At 55.3% G+C, this 24,559-nt stretch carries 19 protein-coding genes; 3 read left to right on the top strand and 16 right to left on the bottom strand.

Annotated features, from left to right (window positions below; all coding sequences use genetic code 11):
- Window positions 1-9: 9 nt before the first annotated feature.
- Window positions 10-921: a carbohydrate ABC transporter permease gene (locus tag NST04_RS08195; protein WP_036694906.1), complete on the bottom strand. Its 912-nt coding sequence runs from the start codon at window positions 919-921 to the stop codon at window positions 10-12.
- Between the two features lie 16 nt (window positions 922-937).
- Complete coding sequence (locus NST04_RS08190) at window positions 938-1,852, bottom strand: ABC transporter permease (protein ID WP_341150233.1); 915 nt, start codon at window positions 1,850-1,852, stop codon at window positions 938-940.
- A 357-nt stretch (window positions 1,853-2,209) separates the two neighbouring features.
- On the opposite strand from NST04_RS08190, the gene NST04_RS08185 reads away from it, so the two are divergent.
- The gene (locus NST04_RS08185; protein WP_341183850.1) at window positions 2,210-4,978 is read left to right on the top strand and encodes an alpha-mannosidase; all 2,769 of its coding nucleotides are present in this window, start codon (window positions 2,210-2,212) and stop codon (window positions 4,976-4,978) included.
- A gap of 27 nt (window positions 4,979-5,005) precedes the next feature.
- Window positions 5,006-6,286, top strand: a complete 1,281-nt coding sequence (locus NST04_RS08180) for a glycoside hydrolase family 125 protein (protein ID WP_341183849.1) — start codon at window positions 5,006-5,008, stop codon at window positions 6,284-6,286.
- 427 nt (window positions 6,287-6,713) lie between these two features.
- On the opposite strand, the gene deoC is transcribed toward NST04_RS08180, so the two are convergent.
- The 13 genes from deoC to NST04_RS08115 form a co-directional block, all read right to left on the bottom strand.
- Window positions 6,714-7,391, bottom strand: coding sequence for a deoxyribose-phosphate aldolase (deoC, locus tag NST04_RS08175; protein WP_339311648.1), 678 nt, complete (start codon window positions 7,389-7,391; stop codon window positions 6,714-6,716).
- A 156-nt stretch (window positions 7,392-7,547) separates the two neighbouring features.
- Window positions 7,548-9,257, bottom strand: a complete 1,710-nt coding sequence (locus tag NST04_RS08170) for a methyl-accepting chemotaxis protein (RefSeq protein WP_341183848.1) — start codon at window positions 9,255-9,257, stop codon at window positions 7,548-7,550.
- A 276-nt stretch (window positions 9,258-9,533) separates the two neighbouring features.
- Entirely contained in the window at window positions 9,534-10,988 is a 1,455-nt protein-coding gene (locus NST04_RS08165; protein ID WP_405104451.1) for a SulP family inorganic anion transporter, read from the bottom strand.
- A gap of 56 nt (window positions 10,989-11,044) precedes the next feature.
- Window positions 11,045-12,121 carry a bifunctional 3-deoxy-7-phosphoheptulonate synthase/chorismate mutase gene (locus NST04_RS08160; RefSeq protein ID WP_341183847.1) on the bottom strand — a complete coding sequence of 359 codons (1,077 nt, stop codon included), beginning with the start codon at window positions 12,119-12,121 and terminating at the stop codon, window positions 11,045-11,047.
- Window positions 12,122-12,610: 489 nt separating this feature from the next.
- Window positions 12,611-14,887 (bottom strand): PAS domain S-box protein, encoded by a 2,277-nt coding sequence (locus NST04_RS08155; protein ID WP_341183846.1) that lies wholly within the window; start codon window positions 14,885-14,887, stop codon window positions 12,611-12,613.
- Window positions 14,888-15,098: 211 nt separating this feature from the next.
- On the bottom strand, window positions 15,099-15,500 hold the full coding sequence (locus NST04_RS08150) for a response regulator (RefSeq protein ID WP_341183845.1): 402 nt from the start codon (window positions 15,498-15,500) through the stop codon (window positions 15,099-15,101).
- A gap of 150 nt (window positions 15,501-15,650) precedes the next feature.
- Window positions 15,651-16,325: a Na-translocating system protein MpsC family protein gene (locus NST04_RS08145; protein ID WP_341183844.1), complete on the bottom strand. Its 675-nt coding sequence runs from the start codon at window positions 16,323-16,325 to the stop codon at window positions 15,651-15,653.
- Window positions 16,326-16,564: 239 nt separating this feature from the next.
- Window positions 16,565-17,635 carry an ABC transporter substrate-binding protein gene (locus NST04_RS08140; RefSeq protein ID WP_341183843.1) on the bottom strand — a complete coding sequence of 357 codons (1,071 nt, stop codon included), beginning with the start codon at window positions 17,633-17,635 and terminating at the stop codon, window positions 16,565-16,567.
- A gap of 51 nt (window positions 17,636-17,686) precedes the next feature.
- Entirely contained in the window at window positions 17,687-18,019 is a 333-nt protein-coding gene (locus tag NST04_RS08135) for a ferredoxin family protein (RefSeq protein ID WP_340937898.1), read from the bottom strand.
- Window positions 18,016-19,623 (bottom strand): FAD-binding protein, encoded by a 1,608-nt coding sequence (locus NST04_RS08130; protein WP_341183842.1) that lies wholly within the window; start codon window positions 19,621-19,623, stop codon window positions 18,016-18,018. The genes NST04_RS08135 and NST04_RS08130 overlap by 4 nt, the downstream gene beginning before the upstream one ends.
- A 49-nt stretch (window positions 19,624-19,672) precedes the next feature.
- Window positions 19,673-20,560, bottom strand: a complete 888-nt coding sequence (locus NST04_RS08125) for an ABC transporter permease (protein WP_341183841.1) — start codon at window positions 20,558-20,560, stop codon at window positions 19,673-19,675.
- 14 nt (window positions 20,561-20,574) lie between these two features.
- Window positions 20,575-21,396 carry an ABC transporter permease gene (locus NST04_RS08120; protein WP_341183840.1) on the bottom strand — a complete coding sequence of 274 codons (822 nt, stop codon included), beginning with the start codon at window positions 21,394-21,396 and terminating at the stop codon, window positions 20,575-20,577.
- A gap of 102 nt (window positions 21,397-21,498) precedes the next feature.
- Window positions 21,499-22,275, bottom strand: a complete 777-nt coding sequence (locus NST04_RS08115; protein ID WP_341183839.1) for an ABC transporter ATP-binding protein — start codon at window positions 22,273-22,275, stop codon at window positions 21,499-21,501.
- Between the two features lie 394 nt (window positions 22,276-22,669).
- Between NST04_RS08115 and NST04_RS08110 the strand changes: the two genes are divergently transcribed.
- On the top strand, window positions 22,670-23,818 hold the full coding sequence (locus NST04_RS08110; RefSeq protein WP_341183838.1) for an LLM class flavin-dependent oxidoreductase: 1,149 nt from the start codon (window positions 22,670-22,672) through the stop codon (window positions 23,816-23,818).
- Window positions 23,819-24,331: 513 nt separating this feature from the next.
- Here NST04_RS08110 and NST04_RS08105 read toward each other — a convergent pair.
- Window positions 24,332-24,559 (bottom strand): hypothetical protein, encoded by a 228-nt coding sequence (locus NST04_RS08105; protein ID WP_036730425.1) that lies wholly within the window; start codon window positions 24,557-24,559, stop codon window positions 24,332-24,334.

Below are 24,559 nucleotides of genomic sequence, written 5' to 3'. Positions count from 1 at the left end.
TTTTAACCTTTAGCCTTTCACAGAGCCAATCATGACCCCTTGGACAAAATAACGCTGCAGGAACGGGTAGACCGCCACAATGGGCAATGTCGAGACAACGATGACTCCATATTTGACCAGCGATGCCGTCTCTGCCTTATTGTTCATGGCCATAGCTACCTCGCCGTTGATCGCTGCACCTGTGGTCTCGGCCGACATCTCCTGTAGGACCAGGATCTGGCGCAGCACCATCTGCAGCGGATATTTGGCTTCATCGTTCAAATAGATCAGGGACGGGAAATAGCTGTTCCAGTGTCCAACCCCGTAGAACAGGGCCATCACGGCGACAATCGGCGCGGACAGCGGCAGGATAATGCGGATGAACAGCTTCAGATTCGTACAGCCGTCGATGTGGGCCGCTTCCTGTAGTTCTTTTGGAATGGTGGACTGGAAAAAGGTGCGGGCGACCACGATGTTCCACACCGATGCGGCCACCGGCAGGATCAGCGCCCCCATGCTGTTAATGAGGCCCAGGTTCTTGACGAGCAGATACGTCGGCACCAGCCCGCCGCTGAAGAACATTGTGAACAGAATGAGGCCCATGAACAGCTGGCGTCCGACAAAATCAGACCGGCTGAGCGCATACGCGGCAGGCAGCGTAACGGCCAAATTAAGCAGCGTGCCAACAGCTGTATAGATGATGGTATTGAGATATCCGTTCCAAATCTTCGGGTTCTCGAACACCAGCTTGTAGCCGTCCAGCGTCACATTCTTCGGGAACAGCCACATGGCGCCCGAATTGACATCCTGCGGCGAACTGATGGACGCGCTGAGGATGTAGATCAGCGGATAGAGGACCACTACCAGCGCAAGGCACAGATAGATGTAGGTGCTGATCAGAAACAGCTTATCTCCCCTGGATTCTTTCATCGCAGTAACCAAAGACTTCAACTCCTTTCTACCAGAGGCTGTTCTCACTGGTGCGTTTGGCAATCCGGTTGACGGTAACGAGCAGTATTACATTGACCACCGAGTTGAACAATCCGACAGCGGTCGAGAAGCTGTATTGGGCGTTCACCAGACCGGCTCGGTAGACATAGGTGGATATGACATCGGAGGCTTCCATATTAAGCGAATTCTGCAGCAGCAGAATTTTCTCGAAGCCCAGGCCCAGAATGTTACCCATGTTCAGAATGAGCATGATCGTAATCGTGGGTATAATCGTCGGCAAATTGATATGCAGTACCCGCTTGATCCGGCTGGCTCCATCCACGATAGCCGCTTCATGCAGCTGCGGATCTACGCCGGACAGCGCCGCGAGATAGATGATCGTCCCCCACCCGGTGCTCTGCCAGACGCCCGAGAAGACGTATACCGTCTTGAACCAGGCAGGATCGGTCAGGAACTGTGCGGGCTCGAAGCCCAGGAATTCAATCGCCCGGACAATCATTCCGCTGGAGGGCGACAGGAAGGTAATAATCATCCCTGCCATGACGACTACTGAAATGAAATGCGGCGCATAGGTAACCGTCTGGACCGACTTCTTGAACGGGCCGTTGCGGACCTCATTGAAGGCCAGGGCCAGAATGATCGGCAGCGGAAACCCGATGGCAAGCTCATAGAAGCTGATGCTGAACGTGTTCCACAGCAAATCCCAGAAGAAATAAGAATTGAAGAACCGTTCGAAATGGTCGAAGCCTACCCAGTCGCTGCCCGTAATTCCTTTGGAGGGTACGAAGTTCTTGAAGGCAATCTGAATGCCGTACATCGGACCATAATGAAAGATGAAGAAATACAGTAACGCGGGAAGCATGAACAGATAGAGCTCCCAATTCTGCCAGATTCTTTTGCCAAGGGACTTGTTCCCCTTCATTCTCCCACTCCTCTCTATGTTAGTTTTCATTACACATAAATCTGTATCCGCTTCGCATTCTTGCTATGGCCTTGCCTGCTAACGCTTACATCCCAAATTGTAGAGAAACTAAGCTGACATCGTAAATATGTAGGTTGTGCATTGTCATGTTAACCAAGTGTAAAACCGCGCTGCTACGGGGCTTACGGGCTGAATAGCTTGTCTGCGCTGCTCCCCGCTGTCTGCGGTAAATGTGTGAATTATGAACCCTCCTCCCCCCTGCAAAAGTTACATATTGTGCTCCCCCGGCAGGTATGCAAACATTTGCTACGAATGCCAACGCTACAACACCCGACTGACATATAGGAGGTTTCTGTCATGACCCGTACAACTGCCCACCTGATCTCACACACCCATTGGGACCGGGAATGGTATATGCCTTATGAGCGTCACCATGTGCTGCTGGCGAAGCTGATGAACGAGCTGCTGGAGACGCTGGAGCAGGACGAGCGCTACCGGTACTTCCACCTGGACGGACAGACCATAATTATTGAAGACTATCTGCAAGTGCATCCTGAGCGGAGAGAGCAGCTGGAGCGGTTCATCCGCGAAGGCCGGATTGTCATCGGTCCCTGGTATGTGCTCCAGGATGAATTCCTGACCAGCTCCGAGGCCAATGTGCGCAATCTGCTGATCGGCCATCAGGATGCGGCGAAATATGGCGTGATCTCGAAGCTCGGGTACTTCCCCGATTCCTTCGGCAATATGGGCCAAGCCCCCCAGCTGCTCAAGCAGGCTGACATCGAGACTGCGGTGTTCGGCCGTGGCGTGAAGCCGACAGGCTTCGATAATATGGTCGGCGAGCTGAACAGCACCAGCTATGAGTCGCCTTACTCGGAGATGTACTGGGAATCCCCGGACGGGTCCACGGTGCTGGGGCTGCTCTTCGCAAACTGGTACAGCAACGGCAACGAGGTGCCGGTAGATGCTGAGGAAGCCAGGGCCTTCTGGGACAAAAAGCTCGCGGATGCCGGCAAATACGCCTCCACCCCGGAGCTGCTGTTCATGAACGGCTGTGATCATCAGCCGGTGCAGCGCGATCTCGCGGATGCGCTGGAGACCGCCCGGAAGCTGTACCCGGACACGGATTTTGTCCACTCCAGCTTCGAGGATTATCTGAAGGCGCTGGCCCCTTCGCTGCCTGAGGATCTGGTCACCGTGCATGGCGAGCTGCGCAGCCAGCATACGGACGGCTGGGGGACGCTGGTGAATACCGCTTCCGCCCGCGTCTACCTGAAGCAGCTCAACCAGCAGGGCCAGACGCTGCTGGAGAAGGGCGCTGAGCCGCTGGCGGCATTGGCTAATCTGGTTAGCGGGCAGGCTTATCCCCATGCTTTGCTGACCTATGCCTGGAAGACGCTGATGCAGAACCACCCGCATGACAGCATCTGCGGCTGCAGCGTGGATGAGGTCCACCGTGAGATGATCAGCCGCTTCGAGAAGAGCCGCCATGTCGGCGAAGCTATTATTGAAGACAGTCTGAAGGCAGTATCGGCACAGATCGGAACCCGGAATGTAGCAAGCTGGGGCGAATCGGCCCGGCCGGTGACGGTCTTCAATACTACCGGCTGGGAGCGCAGCGGAACAGTAAGCGTGGAGATGATCTTCGCCAAGCGTTATTTCAAGGAAGGGCCGAATCCAGCTGCGATTGCTGAAGCGCTGGATCAATTACCGCTTGCGCTTGATAGCGGGCGTCTGCTGGACGCAGAAGGGCAGACTGTGGCGTGCGAGGCGGAGGATCTCGGCACCCGGTTCGGCTATGAGCTGCCGGATGACCAGTTCCGCAAGCCTTATATGGCCCGGATGGTCCGGCTGACCTTCGAAGCCACGCATGTACCACCGCTTGGCTACAGCACCTATGCCTGGACGGGGTCGCCGGACGGTGCATCCGCTGGAGCTGCCGGTACTGCTGATGCGGGTCCGCTTATGCTTCTTGAACAGGGGATGGGGAATGACTTCCTGGCTGTCCATATCCGCGAGGATGGCTCTTACGATGTAACCGACAAGCGCACCGGCAAAGTCTTCACAGGACTCGGCGTCTATGAGAATTGCGGCGATATCGGCAATGAATATGTATTCCGCCAGCCAGAGTGTGATGCTGCACTGACGACCAAAGGACTCGCTGCCCGAATCTCGCTGGCTGAGCATGAGCCTTACCGCATCACGTATGAAATCGTACACGAATGGACGATTCCTGCCTCCGCAGACGCTTCGTTTGAGGATGAGAAGCGCAGAATGGTGCCGTTCCGGCTGCGCAAGGCCGGACGTTCTGCAGAGCAGATGCCGCTGCGGATCGTGACCCGGATCAGCCTGGAGGCCGGAGGGACCGGCGTTCAGGTCTCAGCCGCGTTCAATAATCAGGCCAAGGATCACCGGCTGCGCGTGCTTTTCCCTACCGGGCTGGCCGCTTCCACCCTGCGGGCCGATTCCATCTTCGAAGCCGCCGAGCGCAACATTGAACCGGCTGCGGACTGGATCAATCCAAGCAATGCCCAGCACCAGCAGGCTTATGTCAGTGTATCGGACGGCAGCGCCGGACTGCTGGTGGCCAACAAGGGGCTGAACGAATACGAGGTGCTGCGGGACGGCAGCAACACGATTGCTGTCACCCTGCTGCGCAGCGTATCGGAGCTGGGCGACTGGGGTGTGTTCCCTACACCGGAGGCCCAGTGCCTCGGCGAGCAGACCGTGGAATTCGCGGTCCGTCCCTTCGCCGGGGATACAGACTGGACGGAGGCTTGTGCCTGGGCCTATCAGTACCAGGTGCCCTGGTTCACGGTTCAGACCGGCTGGCAGGAGGGTTCCCTCCCTGCGGTCTATCAGCCGCTGGAATGGCAGGGCCGCACTTTGGCGCTGTCCGCCTTCAAAATGTCCGCAGAGCATGAGGACATGATCCTGCGCTGGTACAATCTGGCGGGAGTAGAGCAAGAGCTCGCGCTTACGCCGCATTTTCCCGTGGAGGCCATCCATGCCAGTGATATTCTGGAACGGCGCAAACAGCAGGAAGCCCTGGAAGCAGGCACTCTACGCCACTCTGTCGGTAAAGCTCAAATTGTCACCTATGCTCTAAAATCCGCACAATCCTAAATTCACTATGCCAGGAGGAATTACATCATGAATCTGCCAGCTTCCATTACCGCCTATCTGAATGAGGCCGATGAACGGCTTGCCCATCACCCGAAACTGCAGCAGCTCTTCCGCAACTGCTTCCCGAACACACTGGAGACAACCACTAAGCTGCTGGAAGACGGCACCACCTTCGTGTTCACCGGCGATATCCCGGCGATGTGGCTGCGCGATTCCACGGAGCAGGTGCGCCACTATATTCCTTTTGCCAAAAACGACCCTGAATTGCAGCGGATTCTCCGCGGCCTGATTGCCCGCCAGATGTTCTATGTCAATATTGATCCGTACACCAACGCCTTCAACGAGACGGCCAGCGACAAGCATTACCGGGACACGGACGACTGTAATCTGAACCCGTGGATGTGGGAGCGCAAATATGAGCTGGACTCCCTCTGCTTCGTCGTTCAGCTCGCTTATATGTACTGGAAGGAAGCGGAGCAGACCGATATCTTCGATGCTGCCTGCTATCAGGCGCTGACCTCCATCGTGAACACAATTGAGACCGAGCAGCATCACGGGGAGAAATCCCCGTATCATTTCATCCGGCAGACGCTCCAGGACACGGAGACGCTGCACAATAACGGCCGCGGGATGCCCGTCAACTACACCGGGATGAGCTGGTCGGGCTTCCGCCCGAGCGATGACAGCTGCGAATTCGGCTACAACATTCCCTCGAATATGTTCGCTGTGGTTATTCTAGGATATATTGGCGAGATGGCAACTGAGGTATATAAGGATGAGCGGCTTGCGGCAAGAGCAGCGAAGCTGCGCAAGGAGATCGACTTCGGCATCCGTACCTACGGCATCGTGACCCATCCGAAATACGGCAGAATCTACGCCTATGAGACAGACGGCTACGGCAACTACTCACTGATGGACGATGCCGGTACGCCGGGACTGATCTCTATTCCTTATATTGGGTATGTGGGTGTGGAGGATGAGATCTATCAGAACACCCGCCGGTTCGCGCTCAGCTTCGACAACCCGTTCTATTTCGAGGGCAAGCACGCCAAGGGCATCGGCAGTCCGCATACGCCAGGCGGTTATGTGTGGCATATGGCGCTGTCCATGCAGGCACTGACGGCGGATAACGATGAGGAGATCAAGGAGCTGATTGATATGCTGATCCGTACCGACGCCGATACCGGCTACATGCACGAGGGCTTCCACCCGGATAATCCGGCCGACTTCTCGCGCGAATGGTTCGCCTGGTCCAACAGCCTGTTCGCTACGCTGATCGGCAAGGCGATGGATAAAGGGCTGGTGTAGGAAGACGGCAGTAGCAAGGTTGTCGCCGCGCGGACTCTAGTTGTAGTTTGTACAACTAAAAGGACGCAGAATCCGGCTTAACCCGGTTTAATTGCAGTTTGTACAGCTATAATTCCCCATTTTCCGCAAAAGGCGGCTAACCGCTTCCTGCACCATGCCAGTGGAATAACGTATCTTAATTCACCGATATGGATGGAGATACCGGTAACAAGTGGAAAAACAGCAACTACTATAGTTAGTTTTCGCTGCTTCGGATGAATCTGGGGAATGTAAGTGTTGTTTATCCAATTGCTGGTTCGGCAGCGCTCATGTCTTCATTATTAGTTGGAGGAAATCCATCTGCTATAATTCCTCTCAGCAGAAAACGGCTGCGGCCTCCTTGACATCAAGGAAGCCGCAGCCGTTTCTTCATCTAGCTTACTTCTGCTTAGTAACCGCTCTGGCTCTGCTCGCCCTTGGCAATAGCTACGCCGCCGCTGGTTCCGATCCGGCTGGCGCCTGCGCCGATCATCACGAGGGCATCTTCCGCGCTGCGTACACCGCCGGAAGCCTTCACGCCGATCTCAGGACCGACCGTTGCCCGCATCAGGGCAATATCTTCCTTCGTTGCCCCGCCGGTCGAGAAGCCGGTCGAAGTCTTCACGAAGTCTGCGCCCGCTTCTACAGCAAGCTTGCAGGCACGGACCTTCTCCTCTTCAGTCAGCAGGCAGGCCTCAATAATGACCTTGGTCAGCGCTTTGCCGCGCGCGGCTTCGACTACAGCAACCATATCGCGCTTCACCAGCTCGTCATTGCCGTCCTTCAGTGCGCCGATATTAATGACCATATCCACCTCACCGGCACCGTTCGCAATGGCATCCTTTGTCTCAAACGCCTTCGTCTCAGGAGTCGAGGCCCCCAGCGGGAAGCCGATTACGGTACATACCTTCACTTCCGGCGTATCCTTCAGCACGGCATGCGCCGTAGCTACCCAAGCCGGATTCACGCATACCGAAGCGAATTTGTAAGCCTTGGCTTCCTCAGCCAGCTTGATAATATCGTCTTTACGGGCATCCGCCTTCAACAGCGTATGATCAATAATCCCGGATATTGTAGTCTCACTCATTGTTCTATTCCTCCATGTAATCGGTATTAGATATTCACATACCTTGTAATCATACCAATAGTCGGAAGCTTTTGAAAGCTGGAGGGTGCGGCGTCTGCCCATCCCTTCCCAACGGGCCGCAGGACAAGTCCGTTTAGGCCAGCGGAAGACGGAGCCCTATACCTTCACCTGCCGGATGGCGTCACGCAGATCGCCCGTACTTGCGCTGATGGTCAGCGAAGCCTCATAGACCTCCTTCATCCGCGCTAATTGCAGAGTGGTCAGCTCGCGGATCTCCCGCGTCTGCTCCGAGACCTCCCCGGCAATATCAGCCATACTGCCTACGGTTGCAGCGACCTCCTCCGACCCTGCGGAGAGCTGTTCGGCAGTCGCTGACACATCGATAATCTGCCCGGCCACCTCACGGAAGGCGGCCGAGGCCTCAAGCAGCGACGCCTCCGCTTCGGCCGACATCCGCACCCCTTCCTGCACTTCAGCCGAAGCTTCCGTCATCTGTTCCCCGATGCTTGCCGAAGCCTGGCCGATGTGCAACAGCAGCTCAGCCACCCGCTCGGCGGAGGCGGTGGAGCCTTCCGCCAGCTTGCGCACTTCACCGGCTACGACCGTGAATCCCCTGCCGTGCTCCCCCGCACGCGCCGCCTCAATCGAGGCATTCAGCGCAAGCAGCTTTGTCTGATCCGCAGACTCCCTGATCGCAGCCAGCGCGCCCTCAATCTCATCGGTATAGCCTTGCAGCCGCAGCACGATATCCAGCGTCTCCCCGGTGGATGCGGAGATCGATTTCATCTGCTGGTTAGTGTGGTTCATGGCCGTCTGGGATGCCTCTGCAATGTCCAGCGCCTTGACCGCGAATTCCGAGACCGCAGCCGAGGCCTCCGAGATGCGCGAGATACCCAGCGCCATCTCGTCCATGGCCACAGCACTGCTCTGCGCGCCTTCGGTCTGCGAATGGGCACCGGCGTCAATATCGCTGATTCTCCCGCTCACTGTCTCACTCATCTTCAGCACATCATCGGCATTCCTGGCGAAGGTCTCGGAGGAGCCGTAGAGACTGTCGGACGCGGTGGACACCCCGGACACCATCCCCTTCACTCTGGCATTCAGATCTCCCGACATCTGGAGCATCGCCTGATACGCCCTGCCAATCTCATCCCGGGAGGTGACCGGACGGGCATGCAGAGTGCGGGCTGCCCCGGCCAGATCCCCTTCCGCCATGGAGCCCGCACTCTGCGTAATGGTCGCCAGCGGACGCAGGGACCGGGAGACGAACCAGGCCAGCACCGCGAGCGCGGCCAGAGACAGGGCCAGAATAATACTGTAGAGCGGCAGGCTCTGAATCAGGACATCACGGGTCAGCGTACTCAGGACAGCCACATCGGTGTCAATGCCCAGCGCCCCGACCAGCCTCCCGCCCGCGTCCTTCATAGGGACGAAGGCTGAGATATAATCTCCGTATTCAGGACTATGGATCAGCGGCGTGCTGGCATTCTCTCCGGCCAGGACCGACTGCACCGCAGCAGCAGGCATATCCGTAGCCTCATTGATCCCCGATGCCAGCGGGTCTCCCTCCGGCCTTCCGTCAATCATCAGCTGCGGCTGGTTAGCCTCATCAATCCGTACAAAATATACATAACGGGCACCAATCGACTTCCGGAACTGATCCAGTTCATGGCGGAGGGACCAGTACAGGTCCGACTCCTGCGGATCGGCCAGGAATCCGCTGTAGCGGCCGGCATCAATCTGGGTTACATAATGGCTGGCAATACTCATGTTGTAGCTGCTGATCGTCCCTTTGACCGCTGATCCGGTGTTCATCCATTGAATGGCGGCGTTGCCTGCTGTAATGGATAGAATCACTAAGGTCATAACACAGAGAATACGGGCAATCAGTCTGGTTCGGATAAAAGAAAACATGGAGGCCTTCCCTTTCGCGCATCACAATTGCGTGGTTAAAGTAGGGCCACCCGAATAAGCAAAAGCAATGACAAATGTCCCTCTACCGGAAAATTTCGACAAACTTTTCAAAAATCCTTTTCCAAAAGACGGCATTAACTATTAAAATTTGAATTTCCAAATAAAAAGCTGCTTCTGAAGCTCAACCGCTCCAAAAACAGCCTTCTATTCCTTATCCGTTAATTTCCGTCAATGGCCGCCCGAAGGCGACAAGCCCACCCGCTGCACCAGCCTGGCGCTCTCTTCATTAAGACCGGTGAGGGTGACCTTAGTACCCCGTGCCGCGTACTTGTCGATCGTCTTGGCAATTGCGCCCACGGCCGACTGATCCCATACATGGGAACGGCTGAAGTCGATAATGACCTGCGCCGGATCACTGTCATACATGAATTCATTTACGAAATGGCTCGTTGTCCCGAAGAACAGCTGGCCAGATACTCTATAGGTCGTTACAGATGCGGTAGTATGAACACTCAGCTGGATGGAAGCAATCCTCCAGGCAAAAGATAAGGCGCTCAGCAGGACACCGAACAGCACACCGATCGACAGGTTATCCGTAGCCACTACTGTTACTACAGTTACTACCATAACCAGGGCATCGCTTAGCGGTACCCTCCGCAAGGAGGTCAGCGACTTCCATTCAAAGGTGCTGATGCAGACCATAATCATTACACCGACCAATGCGCCCATAGGGATCTGCTTCACCACATCACCCAGCACAAGTATCAGGAACAGCAGGAAGATCCCGGAGACAAAAGTGGACAAGCGCGTCCGTCCGCCCGATTTCATATTGACCATCGACTGGCCGATCATCGCACAGCCCGCCATGCCACCGAAGAAGCCGGTCACGATGTTGGCCAGGCCCTGCCCCTTCGCTTCGCGGTTCTTGTCGCTGCCGGTGCCGGTAATATCATCAATCAGCGTGGCCGTCATTAGCGATTCCAGTAATCCTACTACCGCGAGTGACAGCGAATACGGCAGAATAATCAGCAGCGTATCCAGCGTCAAGGGAAGATCCGGCAGATGGAATACAGGCAGCGCCGAGGTAATATTCCCCATATCGCCCACAGTTCGTACATCCAGATCCAGCACAATGCTCAGGACAGAGACTACGACAATGGCGACCAGCGCCGACGGCACCGCCTTGGTGATCCGGGGAACCGTATAGATAATGACCAGCGTAAGAGCCACCAGTGCATACATGATCCAGCCCTGTCCTTCAAAATGTACCAGCTGGGCCATGAAGATCAGAATCGCCAGCGCGTTGACAAAGCCGGTCATGACCGGCTGGGGCAGGAAGCTGATGAATCTGCCCAGCTTCAGCTGCCCCATCACGATCTGCAGGATTCCTGCCAGCACGGTAGCTGCGAACAGATACTCGATGCCATATGACAGCACCAGGCTGCCGACCAAGAGCGCCATCGCCCCTGTCGCCGCCGAGATCATCCCCGGCCGCCCGCCGGCGAAGGCCGTTACAACAGCGATACAGAAGGAGGCGTACAATCCAACCATAGGGCTTACACCAGCCAGGATGGAGAAAGCAATCGCTTCAGGAATTAAGGCAATAGCCACGGTCATGCCTGATAAAATATCACTCCGTGTGTTGGAGAACCAACCGTTGTTGTATGAGACGATTTGCTTCAAAATTTCAGTTCCTCCTATGTCCTGAACTATGATTTGAATTCACTCTATTCAGCAGCTTAACGATATAATCCCGAAGCCTTCACTTCATTGAAGAAGGTGTTGAACTCCTCGATATTCAGCTGCTGCGCCGCATCGGACAAGGCAGTAGCCGGATCAGGATGCACCTCCACCATAATACCGTCGGCACCGGCAGCAAGCGCGGCCTTGGCACACGGGATCAGGATGTCCTTGCGTCCGGTGGAATGGGTGACATCGACCAGCACCGGCAGATGGCATTCCTGCTTGAGAATCGGCACCGCCGAGATATCCAGCGTATTGCGCGTTGATCTCTCATAAGTGCGGATACCGCGTTCAATCAGCATAATCTCCATATTGCCGCGGGACATAATATATTCGGCCGCATGGACGAATTCATCCAGCGTGGCGGATAATCCGCGCTTCAGCAGCACCGGCTTGTTCACTTCCCCCACTGCCTTGAGCAGCTCGAAGTTGTGCATGTTCCGCGCGCCCACCTGAATGACATCCACGTAATCCAGTGCTTCTTCAATATGCCGGGGATCAACAATTTCACTGATCGTCAGCAGCCCGTATTCATTCGCCGCTTCACGCAGTATTCTCAGCCCGTCCATGCCCAGCCCCTGGAAATCATAAGGCGAGGTACGGGGCTTGAAGGCACCCCCGCGCATGACCTTAACGCCTGCCTTCTGCAAGGCCGCCGCCACCGTACGGGTCTGCAGCTCGCTCTCCACCGAGCAGGGGCCAGCCACCATCAGCGAGGATAATCCGCCTACCGTAACGCCGCCCGGAAGCTTGATAACCGTATCTTCCGCATGGTCTTTGCGCGCGACCAGCAGGGTCTTCTTATGCTCTGTACTTTGCAGATCAAGCGAAGCAGAGAAAATCTGCTTGAACAGCGTACGGATGGTTCCATCCGTGAACGGCCCCTTATTACCTGCCACCATTTTCTCCAGCATCGCCTTCTCCCGTTCAGGATCGAACTTCGGCACGCCCTGCTTCTCTTTGAGCACCCCAATCTCCTGAACGATTCCGGCACGCTCCGAGATCAGCTCCAGCAGCTGACCGTTAATCTCATCCAATCTTGCTCTCAGATCATCCAATTCCACATTACTCATTCCAAGACACTCCTTTGTGTAGTTAATAGTTAAGGCTATGAACGAACGCAAAAAGACCCCCCGCCGCAAGGGACGAGGAGCCGTGGTACCACCCTTATTTAGAGCTGAATCCCGCTGACGCAGCAGCTATGCGGCGGCACACCTGAAGCTTGCCGGCCTGTGGATTCAGTCTGTCTTACATCCGTTAACGCTGGAAGCGGGCCGCCCTACCCATACCTGCTGCAGCAGTGTACTTCAGGGACCGACTCGGAAGTGAACTTCGGCACTAAGCGTCTAATGAGGGTGCTCTCAGTCTCCGGCACGCCTTCCCTGTTAAGATCCGCTATGGAGTGCTTACTCTCTTCGTCATTGTCATTACAAGGTATATCAGTGCTTCTTGCGCACTAGTTTCTGCTATCTTAATCAAAAAGACTTCCATATGCAAGACAATACAGCAATGCATTGCAGCTTTAATACAGCATTGTGATTAAGCTGTGAATAGGAGACTGCTTATTCCTGTTCCGCAAAAAATTTCCTGATCACCTTCAAAATGCTGTCGCTTCTCAGCGGCTTGCTGATATACTCGTCCATCCCTGCTTCCAGACACCGCTCCCGGTCACCCTTGAGCGCGTTGGCCGTCACTGCAACGATGACCGGCTGCTCTTCAGCCGGTTGCTCTGCCCTGATAGCAGCGGTGGCCTCCAGGCCGTTCATGCCGGGCATCTGCACATCCATGAAGATCAGATCATAGCCGTGCTGTGCATTCATCTCGAACGCCTGCCGCCCATCCTCGGCCACATCGACGGTGAAGCCGCGCTTCTCCAGGATTTTGCGCAGGACGATCTGATTGATCACATTGTCTTCGGCCACCAGAATATGCAGTGAACGGCCCGCCGGTTGCTGATCCGGCAGATTCCCCTCCGGCCCTTCAGCCGGAAGCGCCTGCGCTTCTGTCCTTAGGACCACGGTGAACACAAAGGTCGCCCCCTGCTCCGCCTTCGTATCGAGATAGATGCCGCCGCCCATCCGCTCCGCCAGCTGCTTGCTGATCGCCAGCCCCAGACCGGTCCCTTCCCCCTGGCGGCCCCTGAAATGCTCCAGCTGATAGAACGGCTCGAACAAACGGCTGCGGGCCTCCTCGGGAATCCCGTTCCCTGTATCCGCCACAGTGAACTGGAGCGTTACCCCTGCCGGGCTTGCTTCAAGGCGCTTCACGCCTACTTGTACTCCGCCGGTGCAGGTGAATTTCACAGCATTGCCGGCCAGATTAAGCAGGATCTGCTTCAGCCGCTCCCCGTCCCCGATCAGCCGCTGCGGCACATCCGGCTCCGTCTCCACACGGATTGTCAGGCCTTTGCGTTCCGCCTTGAGCTGAAGCAGCTCCAGCGCGGAATCGAGGCAGTGCTGGAGGATGAACGGCTCTTCGTGAAGTGAGATTTTGCCGGCCTCAATCTTGGAGAGATCGAGAATGTCGTTGATGATATTCAGCAGCGATTCACCGCTCTGGCGGATAATCTCCAGGAACTCCCTCTGCTGTGAACCTGGCTCACTGCTCTCCAGCAGCAGGTCGGTCATCCCGATCACCCCGTTCATCGGGGTGCGGATTTCGTGGCTCATCATGGCCAGGAACTCGCTCTTGGCACGGTTCGTATTCTCTGCGGTCTCTTTGGCAATCAGCAGCTGCTTCTGCTCAGTAATATCCTTGACGATAATATAAAAGCCTACGGTAGACTGATTGATAATAATCGGCGCAAGAGTGGTCAGAACCTCCACCGAATGCCCGTCCTTATGCCAGATCAGGTTGATATCCTGTTCCACGGAGCCGCTTGAGCGGCGGGGGCCGATTACATTCTGCAACTGGCGCTCGCCGATGATCCGGCCGACACTCATGCCCACCATCTCGGCGATGGTATAACCCGTCAGCCGCACCGCCTGTTCATTGCCGTTGATTATATGACCCTCCAGATCGAGGGAGATAATGGCATCATGATTATACTTCTTCAGCGATGTATAACGCTCAATGGACTCCTGCAGCTTCTGCTCTGTCTTCTTGCGCAGAGTCACATCGCGGCCTACGGCCAGCACCCCGCGCTCCCCGCCGTCCTCCACCATCCTTAAGGTGAATTCAATCCAGAGGTATCCGCCGTCCGCATGAAGAATCCGCAGCTGGACGACAGGCGCGTCTGCAATCTGCTGCTCATTGAACAGGGCCAGATCGTCAGGGTGAACCAGCCTGCTGATGTCATGGCCGATCAGCTCCTCCGGTGTGTAGCCGAGCACCTCTTCCACAGAAGGGGAGCAATAGCGGCAGAGCGAACCAGGGGCAGCATAGTAGACGATATCCCTGATATTGTCGGCAATCAGGCGGTACAGCCCGTTAGACGGCCCGGGGAGTTCCTCCACAGATGCCGCAAGCGGTCTCCCGGCGAGATGAACGAGATAATACAGCCCCTCTCCCGTCGAAGGCTCGTTCACTTTCGCTACATGCAGCAGCACCGGAACCGCAGAGCCGTCCGCATGGCGCAGCTCTACTTCAGCTTCAAAAAAAGGGGCTGCTCCCGTCCTGAGGCTCCCCATCCTGTAACTATGTATGTGCAGGCAGTCTCCATACCAGAACTCCGAGAATTTGCGTCCCAGCAGTTGTTCTCCGGTATACCCGAGCAAGAGGGTTACCGCCGGACTCACATTGGTCCATTCCTCAGCAATGGAGAGGAATGCTACTCCGGCAGTTCCTGTCTTAAATGCCTGTTCCCATGGAGAAGACGTCTCCGTATGCTGTCTTAGCATAAGATCCACCGCCCGTTTGTGAAGTATTAGATGCAATTCTTTTATATTAAATCTGCAATATAAATATCTTGCATAATCGGGCGAAAGTCAAATCATTATGTCTAATTTAGACGTTTATTTATTCAGCTGAACACTGCAGCCCGTGAACCCGCCGTCAGACAGAGATCTCCCCAGTTCCCTACCTTTAATCCTTCCCTTGTTGCCACATAAGCTAAATCTTCTGTAAGTCTTCTCCGTAGAGCAGCCTTTTCACGGTTTCGGTGAACGCTTTAACCTGAAACGGCTTGGTGATATATTCGGCAAAGCCCTTCTCCCGGGCCTTCGCAATATCCGTACTTTGGGCAAACGCACTGGTCGCCAGTACCGGGATATGACAAGTCGCCTGATCTTGCTGCAATATTTCCAAGGCTTCATATCCGTTAAGGCCGGGAAGCCCGATGTCCAGGATGATCAGATCCGGCAGAGCTTCCCGCACCATGCGTAGTCCCAGCTCCGCCGTTTCAGCTTTCAGCAGCAATACGGAGGGCAGGTTTTTTTTGAAGATATGATACACCAAGGCCATATTGAGCTGATTATCTTCCACATACAGCACCGTCCACTTGTACTCCTCCATCCAGCTTATCCTCCTAAAAAGTCCCAGCACCGTCGGCTTCGGATAGGCAGAAAATAAAAAAACCGAAGAAAGGGACCATTCCCCCTTCTTCGGCTCATGTTCGGCTCATTTGCATGTCCGACTCATTTCCACCTCATATATGGTTAGACTTTAATGAAAAGTATAGGCTATCACGCTTGTATCTTTGTCGAAGTCCCAGTCCACATAAATATCCGCCAGCTCTTTGCCGAGCATCTGGGCGATGGTGGTGGTATCCTCCAAATATCGTTTTTCCATCTTGCGCTTGGTGGTCTTAAGCGTATTCTCATAGCCGAGGCCAATCAATTCCTTCTCTAGCGGAATCATAATGCCCTCACGCTTAATAATCAGAATGCGGGGGCCCAGCCACCAGGAGTCCGTATGGACCGGTTCCTTCTGGACCTTGCTGCTTACTTCCTTAATCTGGTTATGGACTTCTTCGCGCCCGGCATAATCGTCAACTGGTACATCGTCATTCTTGATGAGTGCCACGATCATCCCCGATGCGTTATGAATGCCCCAATCATAAAAAAGCTCGCCGACCTCAATAGCCATGCTCTCCTTCAGGTACGCTGCAAGCTCGGGAAGCAGGGACTTCATCAGAAGCTCCCGTGTATAACGAAACGCCTGTTCTTCTTCCTTATTCAATAAAAACCTCTCCACAGGTCCGATGAAGTTACGGATATGCAGTGCAATACACTGCTGCCCGATCGAGGCATGTATCGATTCAGGTCCCTTCCCGAAGCGTTCCCGCAGTAGCCTTCCTGTGAAACTGGAAAGTTGGCTAGTAAGTTCTGTAATGCTCATTCAATTTCCTCCAGCATAATATTCTAGTGTCTGTGTGCGTACATCTGGGGAGACGCTCCGCCTGCTGAAGAAACGGTTCGTTCAACTTAGTATAATCTCAACCGCCGAGTTCGTATATATAAAAGTTTGCGCAGATGTTCCCGCGATCATTCAAAAAGGCACTCCTCTGCCATAAATGGCACTGGAGCACCTTGGACGCCTGGATCATCTGCCTGCTATCTTCCATGTTGTTAGTCTGGTTACTTGATCTGCCAATCGCTGATATTGAAATCCTTCTTGGCCAGCTTCTCATCGACGAGGAAATTCTTGGTGCCCTCCAGCAGCTTAAGGCCGTCATCAGTGAAGGCTGTATCCTTGATATCACTAATCGGAGTGACCTGCTTCGCGATTTCCGGGGTGGTATCTCCGATCTCTGCCAGGAACTTATAATATTCATCTTCATGCTGCTTCAGGTCGGCCAGTGCCTTCTCCCGGGCCGCATTCCAGACCATGGGGAAATCTGGGAATTTCGCAAGATACTCCTCCGACACTACGGTAGCGCTGCTGCCCAGCAGGTCCGGGTGGCTTGAAGCATCATCCAGATGAATATATCCTTGATCAATCAGCTTGAGCGCAGGCACACCGGTATTGGTAGTCGCATCCACATCTCCACGGGCAAGTGCTGCAGTCGCATCCGGAATCAGCATATGAACCAGCTTATAGTCAGTAACGCCCTCCTGCTGCAGCAGGCCAACTACGTAGCGGTGCATAAACGAACCTTTTTGGATCGCAATCGTCTTGCCCTTCAGACCCTGTACCGTCTTCGGTCCATCCTTCTTGCCGATCAGATAACCGACCGTATGGGCCGTGGTTTGGGCGATCAGACGGGTCTTGGCTCCTGAAGCGTAGGCGATAATCGCCGGGGTATCCCCAAGACTGCCGGAATCAAGTCTGCCGCTGATTAATGATTCCGTCTGATCCGGTCCGTTCGGGAAGCCTGTCAGCTTTACTTCGGTAATTCCGTATGGTTTCAGCTCTTCCTGAATAATACCTTTGTAGAGGCCCCAGCCTTCCGCGCCTCCCGGCAGATTCAGCTTATTGGAGCCAATGTAGCCGAAATTCAGCACAGCCGGAACATGGCTTGCAGCCTTATCGCCAGCCGCTTCAGCGGTATTGGTACCTCCACTGCCTGCTGCCGGGCTGCTGCTACCCGAACCTGTATTATTGCCGCAAGCCTGCAGTACCAGCATGATCATCACCACAGCTGTAATCAGCGCGGGGCGTCCCTCTTTGCTCCATACACCCTTAATCTCTCTGTACAATTTGCTCATTGCTGTATTCTCCCCTCAGTCGTCTGCTGGATGATGTTAACGCATCTGAAATCAGAATCCTGCCCGCGCCGCCAGCTTAACCATGAAGTCATGACTAGCCACCGGCTGTCTGCCCTTGCCCCAGCCTACCTTCTCGCGGTAGCCTCCAAGCAGGCCTTGCTCCTCCAGCTCTGCCTCTGTTATCCCGGTAATCCCCTCGGAATCCGGAGCAACATACAGCGCATCCACCGGACAATATAGCTCACACATGAAGCAGGTCTGGCAGTCGCTCTGCCGGGCGATAACAGGAATTCCATTATCTACCCGGTCGAATACATTGGTCGGGCAGACGGATACGCATTGGTTGCATTCTACACACCGGTCAGCGCTGATGACTTCAATCACAACAATACACTCTCCTTCGCTATCTCTTCTGTCTTCACCCATACCTGATCCAGTCCGCCGCTAATCAAGCGGTGATGCTGGCTGTCGTCACTTCCCTTGAAGTCCTCCCGTTTATGCATTCCCCTGGTTTCAGTGCGGGCCAGTGCGGAGCTGTACATCCAGCGTGCCGTTGCCGTCATCGCTTCGGCTTCACGCGCCTTCATGCCTTCCGGCGTACGCTGGATTTCCCGGCTGCGCTGCTCTCTCCATAGTCCGTCCAGACGTTCCAGCGAAGAGGCCAGTCTCTGCTCTGTACGGAACAGATTAATGTCGTACGGTTTGACTTCTGCCTGCACAGCCTCCACATATTCTGCGGTTCTGGCCGCCGCTCCCGCCTTCACTTCCTGGTGAACCAGCGGTGAAGAGGATAACCCGGCGGGTGTGCGGTGATCCGCATGCCGCCCGAGTCCGGCTGCATAGGCTGCCGCCCCTTCTCCGGCGAAAGAGCCGGAAGACATTGCCCAGGCGGCATTATGGCTGCCGCCTCCGGTGAATCCGCCGCAAATCAGCTCCCGGGTAGCCGCATCCCCTGCGGCATATAACCCTGGAACACCCGTGCCGCAATTCTCGTCTGTAATCCGGATGCCGCCTGTGCCGCGGACTGTGCCTTCCAGCCGCAACGTCACCGGGAATACATCCTTGAAGGGATTGATGCCCCGCCGGTCGAACGGCAGGAAGAAATTCGTCTGCGCCACCCGCAGCAGCGGCTGCAAAGCCTCATCGGCTCCGTCAAGCTTCGCGAACACCTGGCGGCCTGCCAGCAGATTCCTGGCAATTACCGAGCGGCCCTTCTTGGAGCCCGCTCCTTCCACCACACTGCCGTCTTCATAATAGAAGCTGGCATAGCTGTAATACGCAGTCTTCGTTACAGAGGAGAAGGTCGGGCAGATCGCATAGGCATTGGAGAACTCCATGCCGGACAGGCTCGCCCCTGCTTCCGCAGCGAATAAGTAACCATCGCCTGTCAGGACGTTGCAGCCCAGCGCCTTACTGAGGAAAGCGCAGCCTCCGGTAGCGATAACTACCGCCCTTGCATGCACATTCCAGGCTTCTCCGCTCTGGGTCTGTACGCCGGCGGCTCCGGCAACCCCGTGCTCATCGGCGAGCAGCTCCAGTACCGGACTATGATCCAGTATTTTGACACCTGCCTTCTTCACCAGCTTGCGCATCAGGCGCATATATTCAGGCCCTTGCAGGCCCCGGCGGTACGGGTTGCCCTGCTCATCCACCGGGAATGGATAGCCGCTGACGCCCAGTCTGTTCATATTCTCATAGGTACGGTCCAGCACCCGGTCCATCCAGCGGTGCTCCGCCAGCTTACCGCCCATAGCATAACGGCTGGCCTTCGCCGACTCGCGCAGCTCTGCCTCCGGCTTCACATACCAGACCCCGGTGCCCGACGGGGCCGTTGCACCGCTGGAGCCGCAGTAGCCTTTATCGGCCAGAATCACCTTCACTCCCTTGGCTGCGGCTGTAAGTGCCGCCCATGTTCCTGCCGGTCCTCCGCCGATGACCAGTACATCTGCCGTCAGTTTCAATGCTTCCTTCAGTGCCGGTTGGTTCATGTTGTTTCCCCCTTGGTTTCATTAGCGTTAGCGTTGCATTAGCCCGTCATTAACCTTGATAGCTGTCACGCCAGTGCAGGAATTTGCGTTCGATGACGCGGAATAGAGAATCGATTAGCTTGCCGACCACAGCAAAAATAAGTATTCCGACAAAAATAACTGCCGTATTGGAATTCTGCTTCGCTTCATTAATGAGAAATCCAACCCCGGACTGTGACCCGATCAATTCAGCAACCACCAGACCGATCCAGGCCACAGCCATCGACAAGCGCAGTCCCAGGAGAATGCCGGGCAGCGCTGCCGGCAGGATCAGCCGCCGCAGCTTCTGCAGCGGACTGAAGCCGAGTACCCGGGCCACTTCGAACAATTTGTTGTCCACACCCCGGATGCCCATGAAGGTATTAATATAGAGCGGGAAGAAGGAGCCGCTCATGATAATCACCACCTTCGAAATCTCCCCAAAGCCAAACCACAGAATAATTAGCGGGGCAATCGCCAGATGCGGAACCAGCCGCAGAATCTGAACACTCGGGTCCAGCAGATAGGCTGCGCTGCGGAACAAGCCGGTCAATGTCCCCAGCAGCAGGCCGAGAATCCCCCCAATCAGGAATCCGATGCCCGCCCGTCCGATGCTGACGCCCAGATGATGGATGAGCTCTCCCCTAACGGCCAGATCCGCAAATGCGGAGAGGATCGTCAGCGGTGCCGGAAGAAACTCCGGCGAGATCCAGCCTGCGCTCCCGGCAAGCTGCCATACAGCTAGTACCGCTACGGGAATGGCAGCCCCGGCTCCCCAGTCATACAGAAGCTTTTTCCAGAATACAGAATCTGTCTCTCTCTTGTTGTTAGCTGTAGTAATTGAAGCAGTTCCGCTATAATCACGGGCTTCCCTTACCCCCTTGGCTGTCTTAATTATGGCTTCTATCCCTTCACTCATGATGTTCTTCCCCCCTATCCCTGATAACTGTCCCGCCACCGAAGCAGACGCTGTTCGATCAGGCGGACAATCGTGTCACTCAGCAGTCCGACAGCGGCAAATACAATAATTCCGGCAAATACAACAGGCGTATCGGCAAACTGGCGGGCATCCGACATCATGTAGCCAATCCCCGAGGTAGAAGCAATAAGCTCCGCGACCACAAGTCCCAGCCAGGAGAGTCCCAGCGACAAGCGTACCCCGAGCATAATATTCGGCACCGCCGCAGGCAGCACCAGCCGTACAATCTGCTTCCCTCTGCTGAAGCCAAGCACTCTGGCTACCTCAAACAGCTTGTTATCCGTCCCGCGTACACCCATAAAGGTATTGATGTAGACCGGGAAAAACGCCCCTTTGGCAATCAGCAGCACCTTGGATTCTTCGCCGATGCCGAACCAGAGAATGAACAGCGGCACTACGGCAAGACTCGGAATCATCCGGATCATTTGCAGCGAGGGGTCCAGCAGCTTCTCCGACCGGCGGAATAATCCGACCAGTATGCCAAAGAACAGGCCGAGCCCGCCCCCAAGCAGAAATCCTGACAATGCCCGCACGACACTGATTCTGAGGTTGCTCCATAAATCTCCGGTAGACGCCAGCGTAATGAACGACTGGACAATCGTATAAGGTGTCGGGAATAGCATCTCCGAGATCACTCCGTAATGGCCCAGAATCTGCCACAGGATCAGCACCCCTGCCGGAAGCAGCAGCCCCAGACCGGCAATGACCACTTTTCCGGGTCCATCAGGCCGTCCGGTTCTTCCGGCATTCTCTGCCGCTACAGTCCGCTCTGCCATGACTGTCCCTCCTTGAGAATCATTTAATATATTCGCATGGATTAAGTCGGATATAAATCGGCACTTACCCTCACTTTTCCACAGTAAGAATCTGGATTCACTTTATATTCCCGCCCCGTCCCTCAATTCAAGCTCCTCCACCTTCTCAAAGTAATTCAAAACCTTCAGCCGCAGCTCCTGAAAGGAGGTTGTCGTTTTGGTGCGCGGATACGGCAGGTCTATGGGAACGATCTTGCGGATTCGTCCAGGTCGGGGCTCCAGAATCACCACCCGGTTCCCCAGGAACACGGCTTCATCAATATCATGTGTCACAAAAATCATCGTCGTCCAGTTCCGCCGCCAAATGTCGAGCAGCACCGCCTGCATATGCGCCCGGGTAAAAGCATCCAGCGCGCCAAAGGGCTCATCCAGCAGCAGAACCTTGGGACTGCGCAGCAGTGCCCGGGCAATCGCTACCCGCTGGGCCATCCCGCCCGACAGCTCACGGGGATAGGACTTCTCGAAGCCGCCGAGCTTCACCAGCTCAATCAGCTCATCTACCCGCTGCCGGATATCCGGCCTGCCCAGCGGCAGATCCGAGGCAATATTCTTCTCTACCGTAAGCCAGGGAAACAAGCGGTGCTCCTGAAAAATAAACCCCTTATCGATTCCCGGCCCGCTGATCGCTGCTCCCTCCAGAGTAACACTGCCGGTATAGCCGGTATCCAGACCGGCAATGATGCGGAGCAGGGTGCTTTTGCCGCAGCCGCTGGGTCCAATCACCGTGATGAACTCGCCCTCCTGCACCTCCAGCTCGACATCCTCCAGCGCCTGCACCTTACCTCCAGCGGCATCAAAGTGCTTATTCAGTGCTGTGATGGACAACAAAGCCTCTCCCATATCTGCTCCTCCTTCTGGCTGAACTCCCTTAGTAACAAAAAACAGAGGAACCTCGCGCAGCAATCACGCAGGCACCTCTGTATGTACAGTCGGTAAAATATAATCCAAAGTAAATTGATTGGAATTTGTAAATTTAAAATATCATCCATCAGATGATCTGTCAATAAAAACACACAATATCCGAGCGGATTAATTTGATTTGATACTGACATCCTTTTGAAACTATGAAACAACAGCGAGGAAGCAGCCCATATTAATGGGATAATCGCAAACTTCCACTCATATACTTACAATTAGTAAGTAATTATGGTATACTGGGCTATATCCTTGCACTAACGGACAAGCTTACAAGATAACTGCTGCTCACTATTCTGGATGATAAGGGGTCTGTACCATGAACAATCAAGGGATTACACAAGCTAATGCGCAAGCAAATACACAAGCGGATGCTCAAGAAAAAGAAGCAAGCCTGCCGGAGTTTGAATTCGGCATTTATACATTGGGCGATATTGTTACCGACTGCCATACAGGGCAGCGGATCAGCCCCGCCCAACGCCTGCAGGAAGTCATTGCAGCCGCGAAGCTGGCCGATGAAGCCGGGCTCGATGTATTCGGCGTAGGCGAGCATCACCGGCTGGATTTCGTAATCTCATCGGTGCCCGTTGTCCTGGCAGCTATTGCCCAGGTTACACAGCGGATCAAGCTCACCAGCGCCACGACCGTGCTCAGCACCATTGATCCGGTCCGTGTCTTCGAGGATTTCGCCACCCTGGACCTCTTGTCGGGCGGTCGGGCCGAGATCATTGCCGGACGCGGCGCTTTCCTGGAATCCTTCCCGCTGTTCGGCTACGAGCTGGAGGATTACAAGCAGCTGTTCAGCGAGAATCTCGACCTGCTGCTCACACTGAACCAGCATGAAGTCATGAACTGGAAGGGCAAATTCCGCTCTCCGCTGCATAACGCCGAGATCGCTCCGCGCCCGCTGCAGCAGAGGCTGCCGCTCTCGGTCGGCATCGGCGGCTCGGCCGAAAGTGCCGAGAAGGCCGGGGCCCTTGGCATAGGCATGGCTATCGCTATCCTGAGCGGCAGCCCGGAGCCCTTCCAGAATCTGGCCGGCACCTACCGCCGCGCCGGGGCTGCCGCCGGCCACCAGCCGGAGGACCTGAAGATCGCCATCACCAGCCACGGCTACATCGCCAAGACCTCACAGCAGGCACTCGATGAGTATTACCCTTATTACTACAGCTACCGTAATAGCATCAGCCCGCGCCCTGGTCAGGAATACCGGGTCTCCCGCAGGGAATTCGGCCGGTTCACCTCGCCGGACAACACCCTGGCCGTGGGCAGCCCGCAGCAGATTATTGAGAAGATTCTCTATCAGCATGAGCTCTTCGGCCATAACCGCTTCATGACCCAGCTCGACATCGGCGGCCTCCCCTACGCAAAGGTAGCCGCCGCCATTGAGCTGCTCGCCACCGAGGTCGCCCCGGTGGTGCGCCGCGAGGTTGCAAAGAAGCAGCGCGGAATTTCCTCCGCGCAATAAACCTGTACTGAGGCCGCCCGGTTAATGGGCGGCTTCTTTTGACGGGAACAGGTGCACTAGTGCTCCTCATTTCCGCTCACCGCCCACTTTCTGCGGAATCGGGTGCATTAGTGCACCTTATTCTCCTCCTTTAGCTACCTTTTGCCGGAATCTGGTGCACTTGTGCTCCTCATTTGCTCATTTAACCAACTTTTCCTTGATTCAGGTGCATTTATGCACCTGATTTTCTCATTCAACTAACTTCCCCTCCCCCTCTAATCCGCCCCGCACCACTCGGCCCGCTTCCAGCAGAGTCTAAATAATTACCCTAATTCCTTATATTAGTTTCAATTCAAGACCCGGCAGACGGAGGCTGCCATATATGAGCAGGTGCATCAGAAAGGCGCATAACCTAAATGGGCGGCGGCCGTTCGTTCCTTCATTCGTTCTTCGTTCCGCCGTTCGTTCAACGCCAAAAAAAGCCTCCAGCGATTGCTGGAGACCTGTTCATTAGTATCATAGGTTAACGAATATTCAGGCAAATGATGGCTTGTTATTATCCACTTTACCGCTGACCAGCTTCTTGTACTCGTCGTCGCCACCCTCCACGGATGGTGCCAAATACACGCTTGACGCTGAGGGTGTAAGCTTGGGGCCGGATTTACGTCTGGAGCGGCCTTTGCCTCCCGCGCTGTTGCCGTCACCGCTTGCAGACCGGCGGACAGTACTGGATACACTAACGGCATTCTTCATATTCTTCAT

This window comes from Paenibacillus sp. FSL H7-0756 (genome assembly GCF_038006765.1).
Classification (GTDB): domain Bacteria; phylum Bacillota; class Bacilli; order Paenibacillales; family Paenibacillaceae; genus Paenibacillus_AQ.
The sequence above is the reverse complement of the archived record's forward strand: the minus strand, read 5'-3'. Positions and strand labels throughout refer to the sequence as shown.

Coding starts and splice junctions, on each gene's coding strand:
- NST04_RS08180 (WP_341183849.1), top strand. CDS start 5,006: ATGAATCTGCCAGCTTCCATTACCGCCTATCTGAATGAGGCCGATGAA.
- NST04_RS08160 (WP_341183847.1), bottom strand. CDS start 12,121: ATGAGTAATGTGGAATTGGATGATCTGAGAGCAAGATTGGATGAGATT.
- NST04_RS08105 (WP_036730425.1), bottom strand. CDS start 24,559: ATGAAGAATATGAAGAATGCCGTTAGTGTATCCAGTACTGTCCGCCGG.
- NST04_RS08190 (WP_341150233.1), bottom strand. CDS start 1,852: ATGAAGGGGAACAAGTCCCTTGGCAAAAGAATCTGGCAGAATTGGGAG.
- NST04_RS08140 (WP_341183843.1), bottom strand. CDS start 17,635: ATGAGCAAATTGTACAGAGAGATTAAGGGTGTATGGAGCAAAGAGGGA.
- NST04_RS08120 (WP_341183840.1), bottom strand. CDS start 21,396: ATGGCAGAGCGGACTGTAGCGGCAGAGAATGCCGGAAGAACCGGACGG.
- NST04_RS08115 (WP_341183839.1), bottom strand. CDS start 22,275: ATGGGAGAGGCTTTGTTGTCCATCACAGCACTGAATAAGCACTTTGAT.
- NST04_RS08155 (WP_341183846.1), bottom strand. CDS start 14,887: ATGCTAAGACAGCATACGGAGACGTCTTCTCCATGGGAACAGGCATTT.
- NST04_RS08130 (WP_341183842.1), bottom strand. CDS start 19,623: ATGAACCAACCGGCACTGAAGGAAGCATTGAAACTGACGGCAGATGTA.
- NST04_RS08170 (WP_341183848.1), bottom strand. CDS start 9,257: ATGACCTTAGTGATTCTATCCATTACAGCAGGCAACGCCGCCATTCAA.
- NST04_RS08150 (WP_341183845.1), bottom strand. CDS start 15,500: ATGGAGGAGTACAAGTGGACGGTGCTGTATGTGGAAGATAATCAGCTC.
- NST04_RS08145 (WP_341183844.1), bottom strand. CDS start 16,325: ATGAGCATTACAGAACTTACTAGCCAACTTTCCAGTTTCACAGGAAGG.
- NST04_RS08125 (WP_341183841.1), bottom strand. CDS start 20,560: ATGAGTGAAGGGATAGAAGCCATAATTAAGACAGCCAAGGGGGTAAGG.
- NST04_RS08110 (WP_341183838.1), top strand. CDS start 22,670: ATGAACAATCAAGGGATTACACAAGCTAATGCGCAAGCAAATACACAA.
- NST04_RS08185 (WP_341183850.1), top strand. CDS start 2,210: ATGACCCGTACAACTGCCCACCTGATCTCACACACCCATTGGGACCGG.
- deoC (WP_339311648.1), bottom strand. CDS start 7,391: ATGAGTGAGACTACAATATCCGGGATTATTGATCATACGCTGTTGAAG.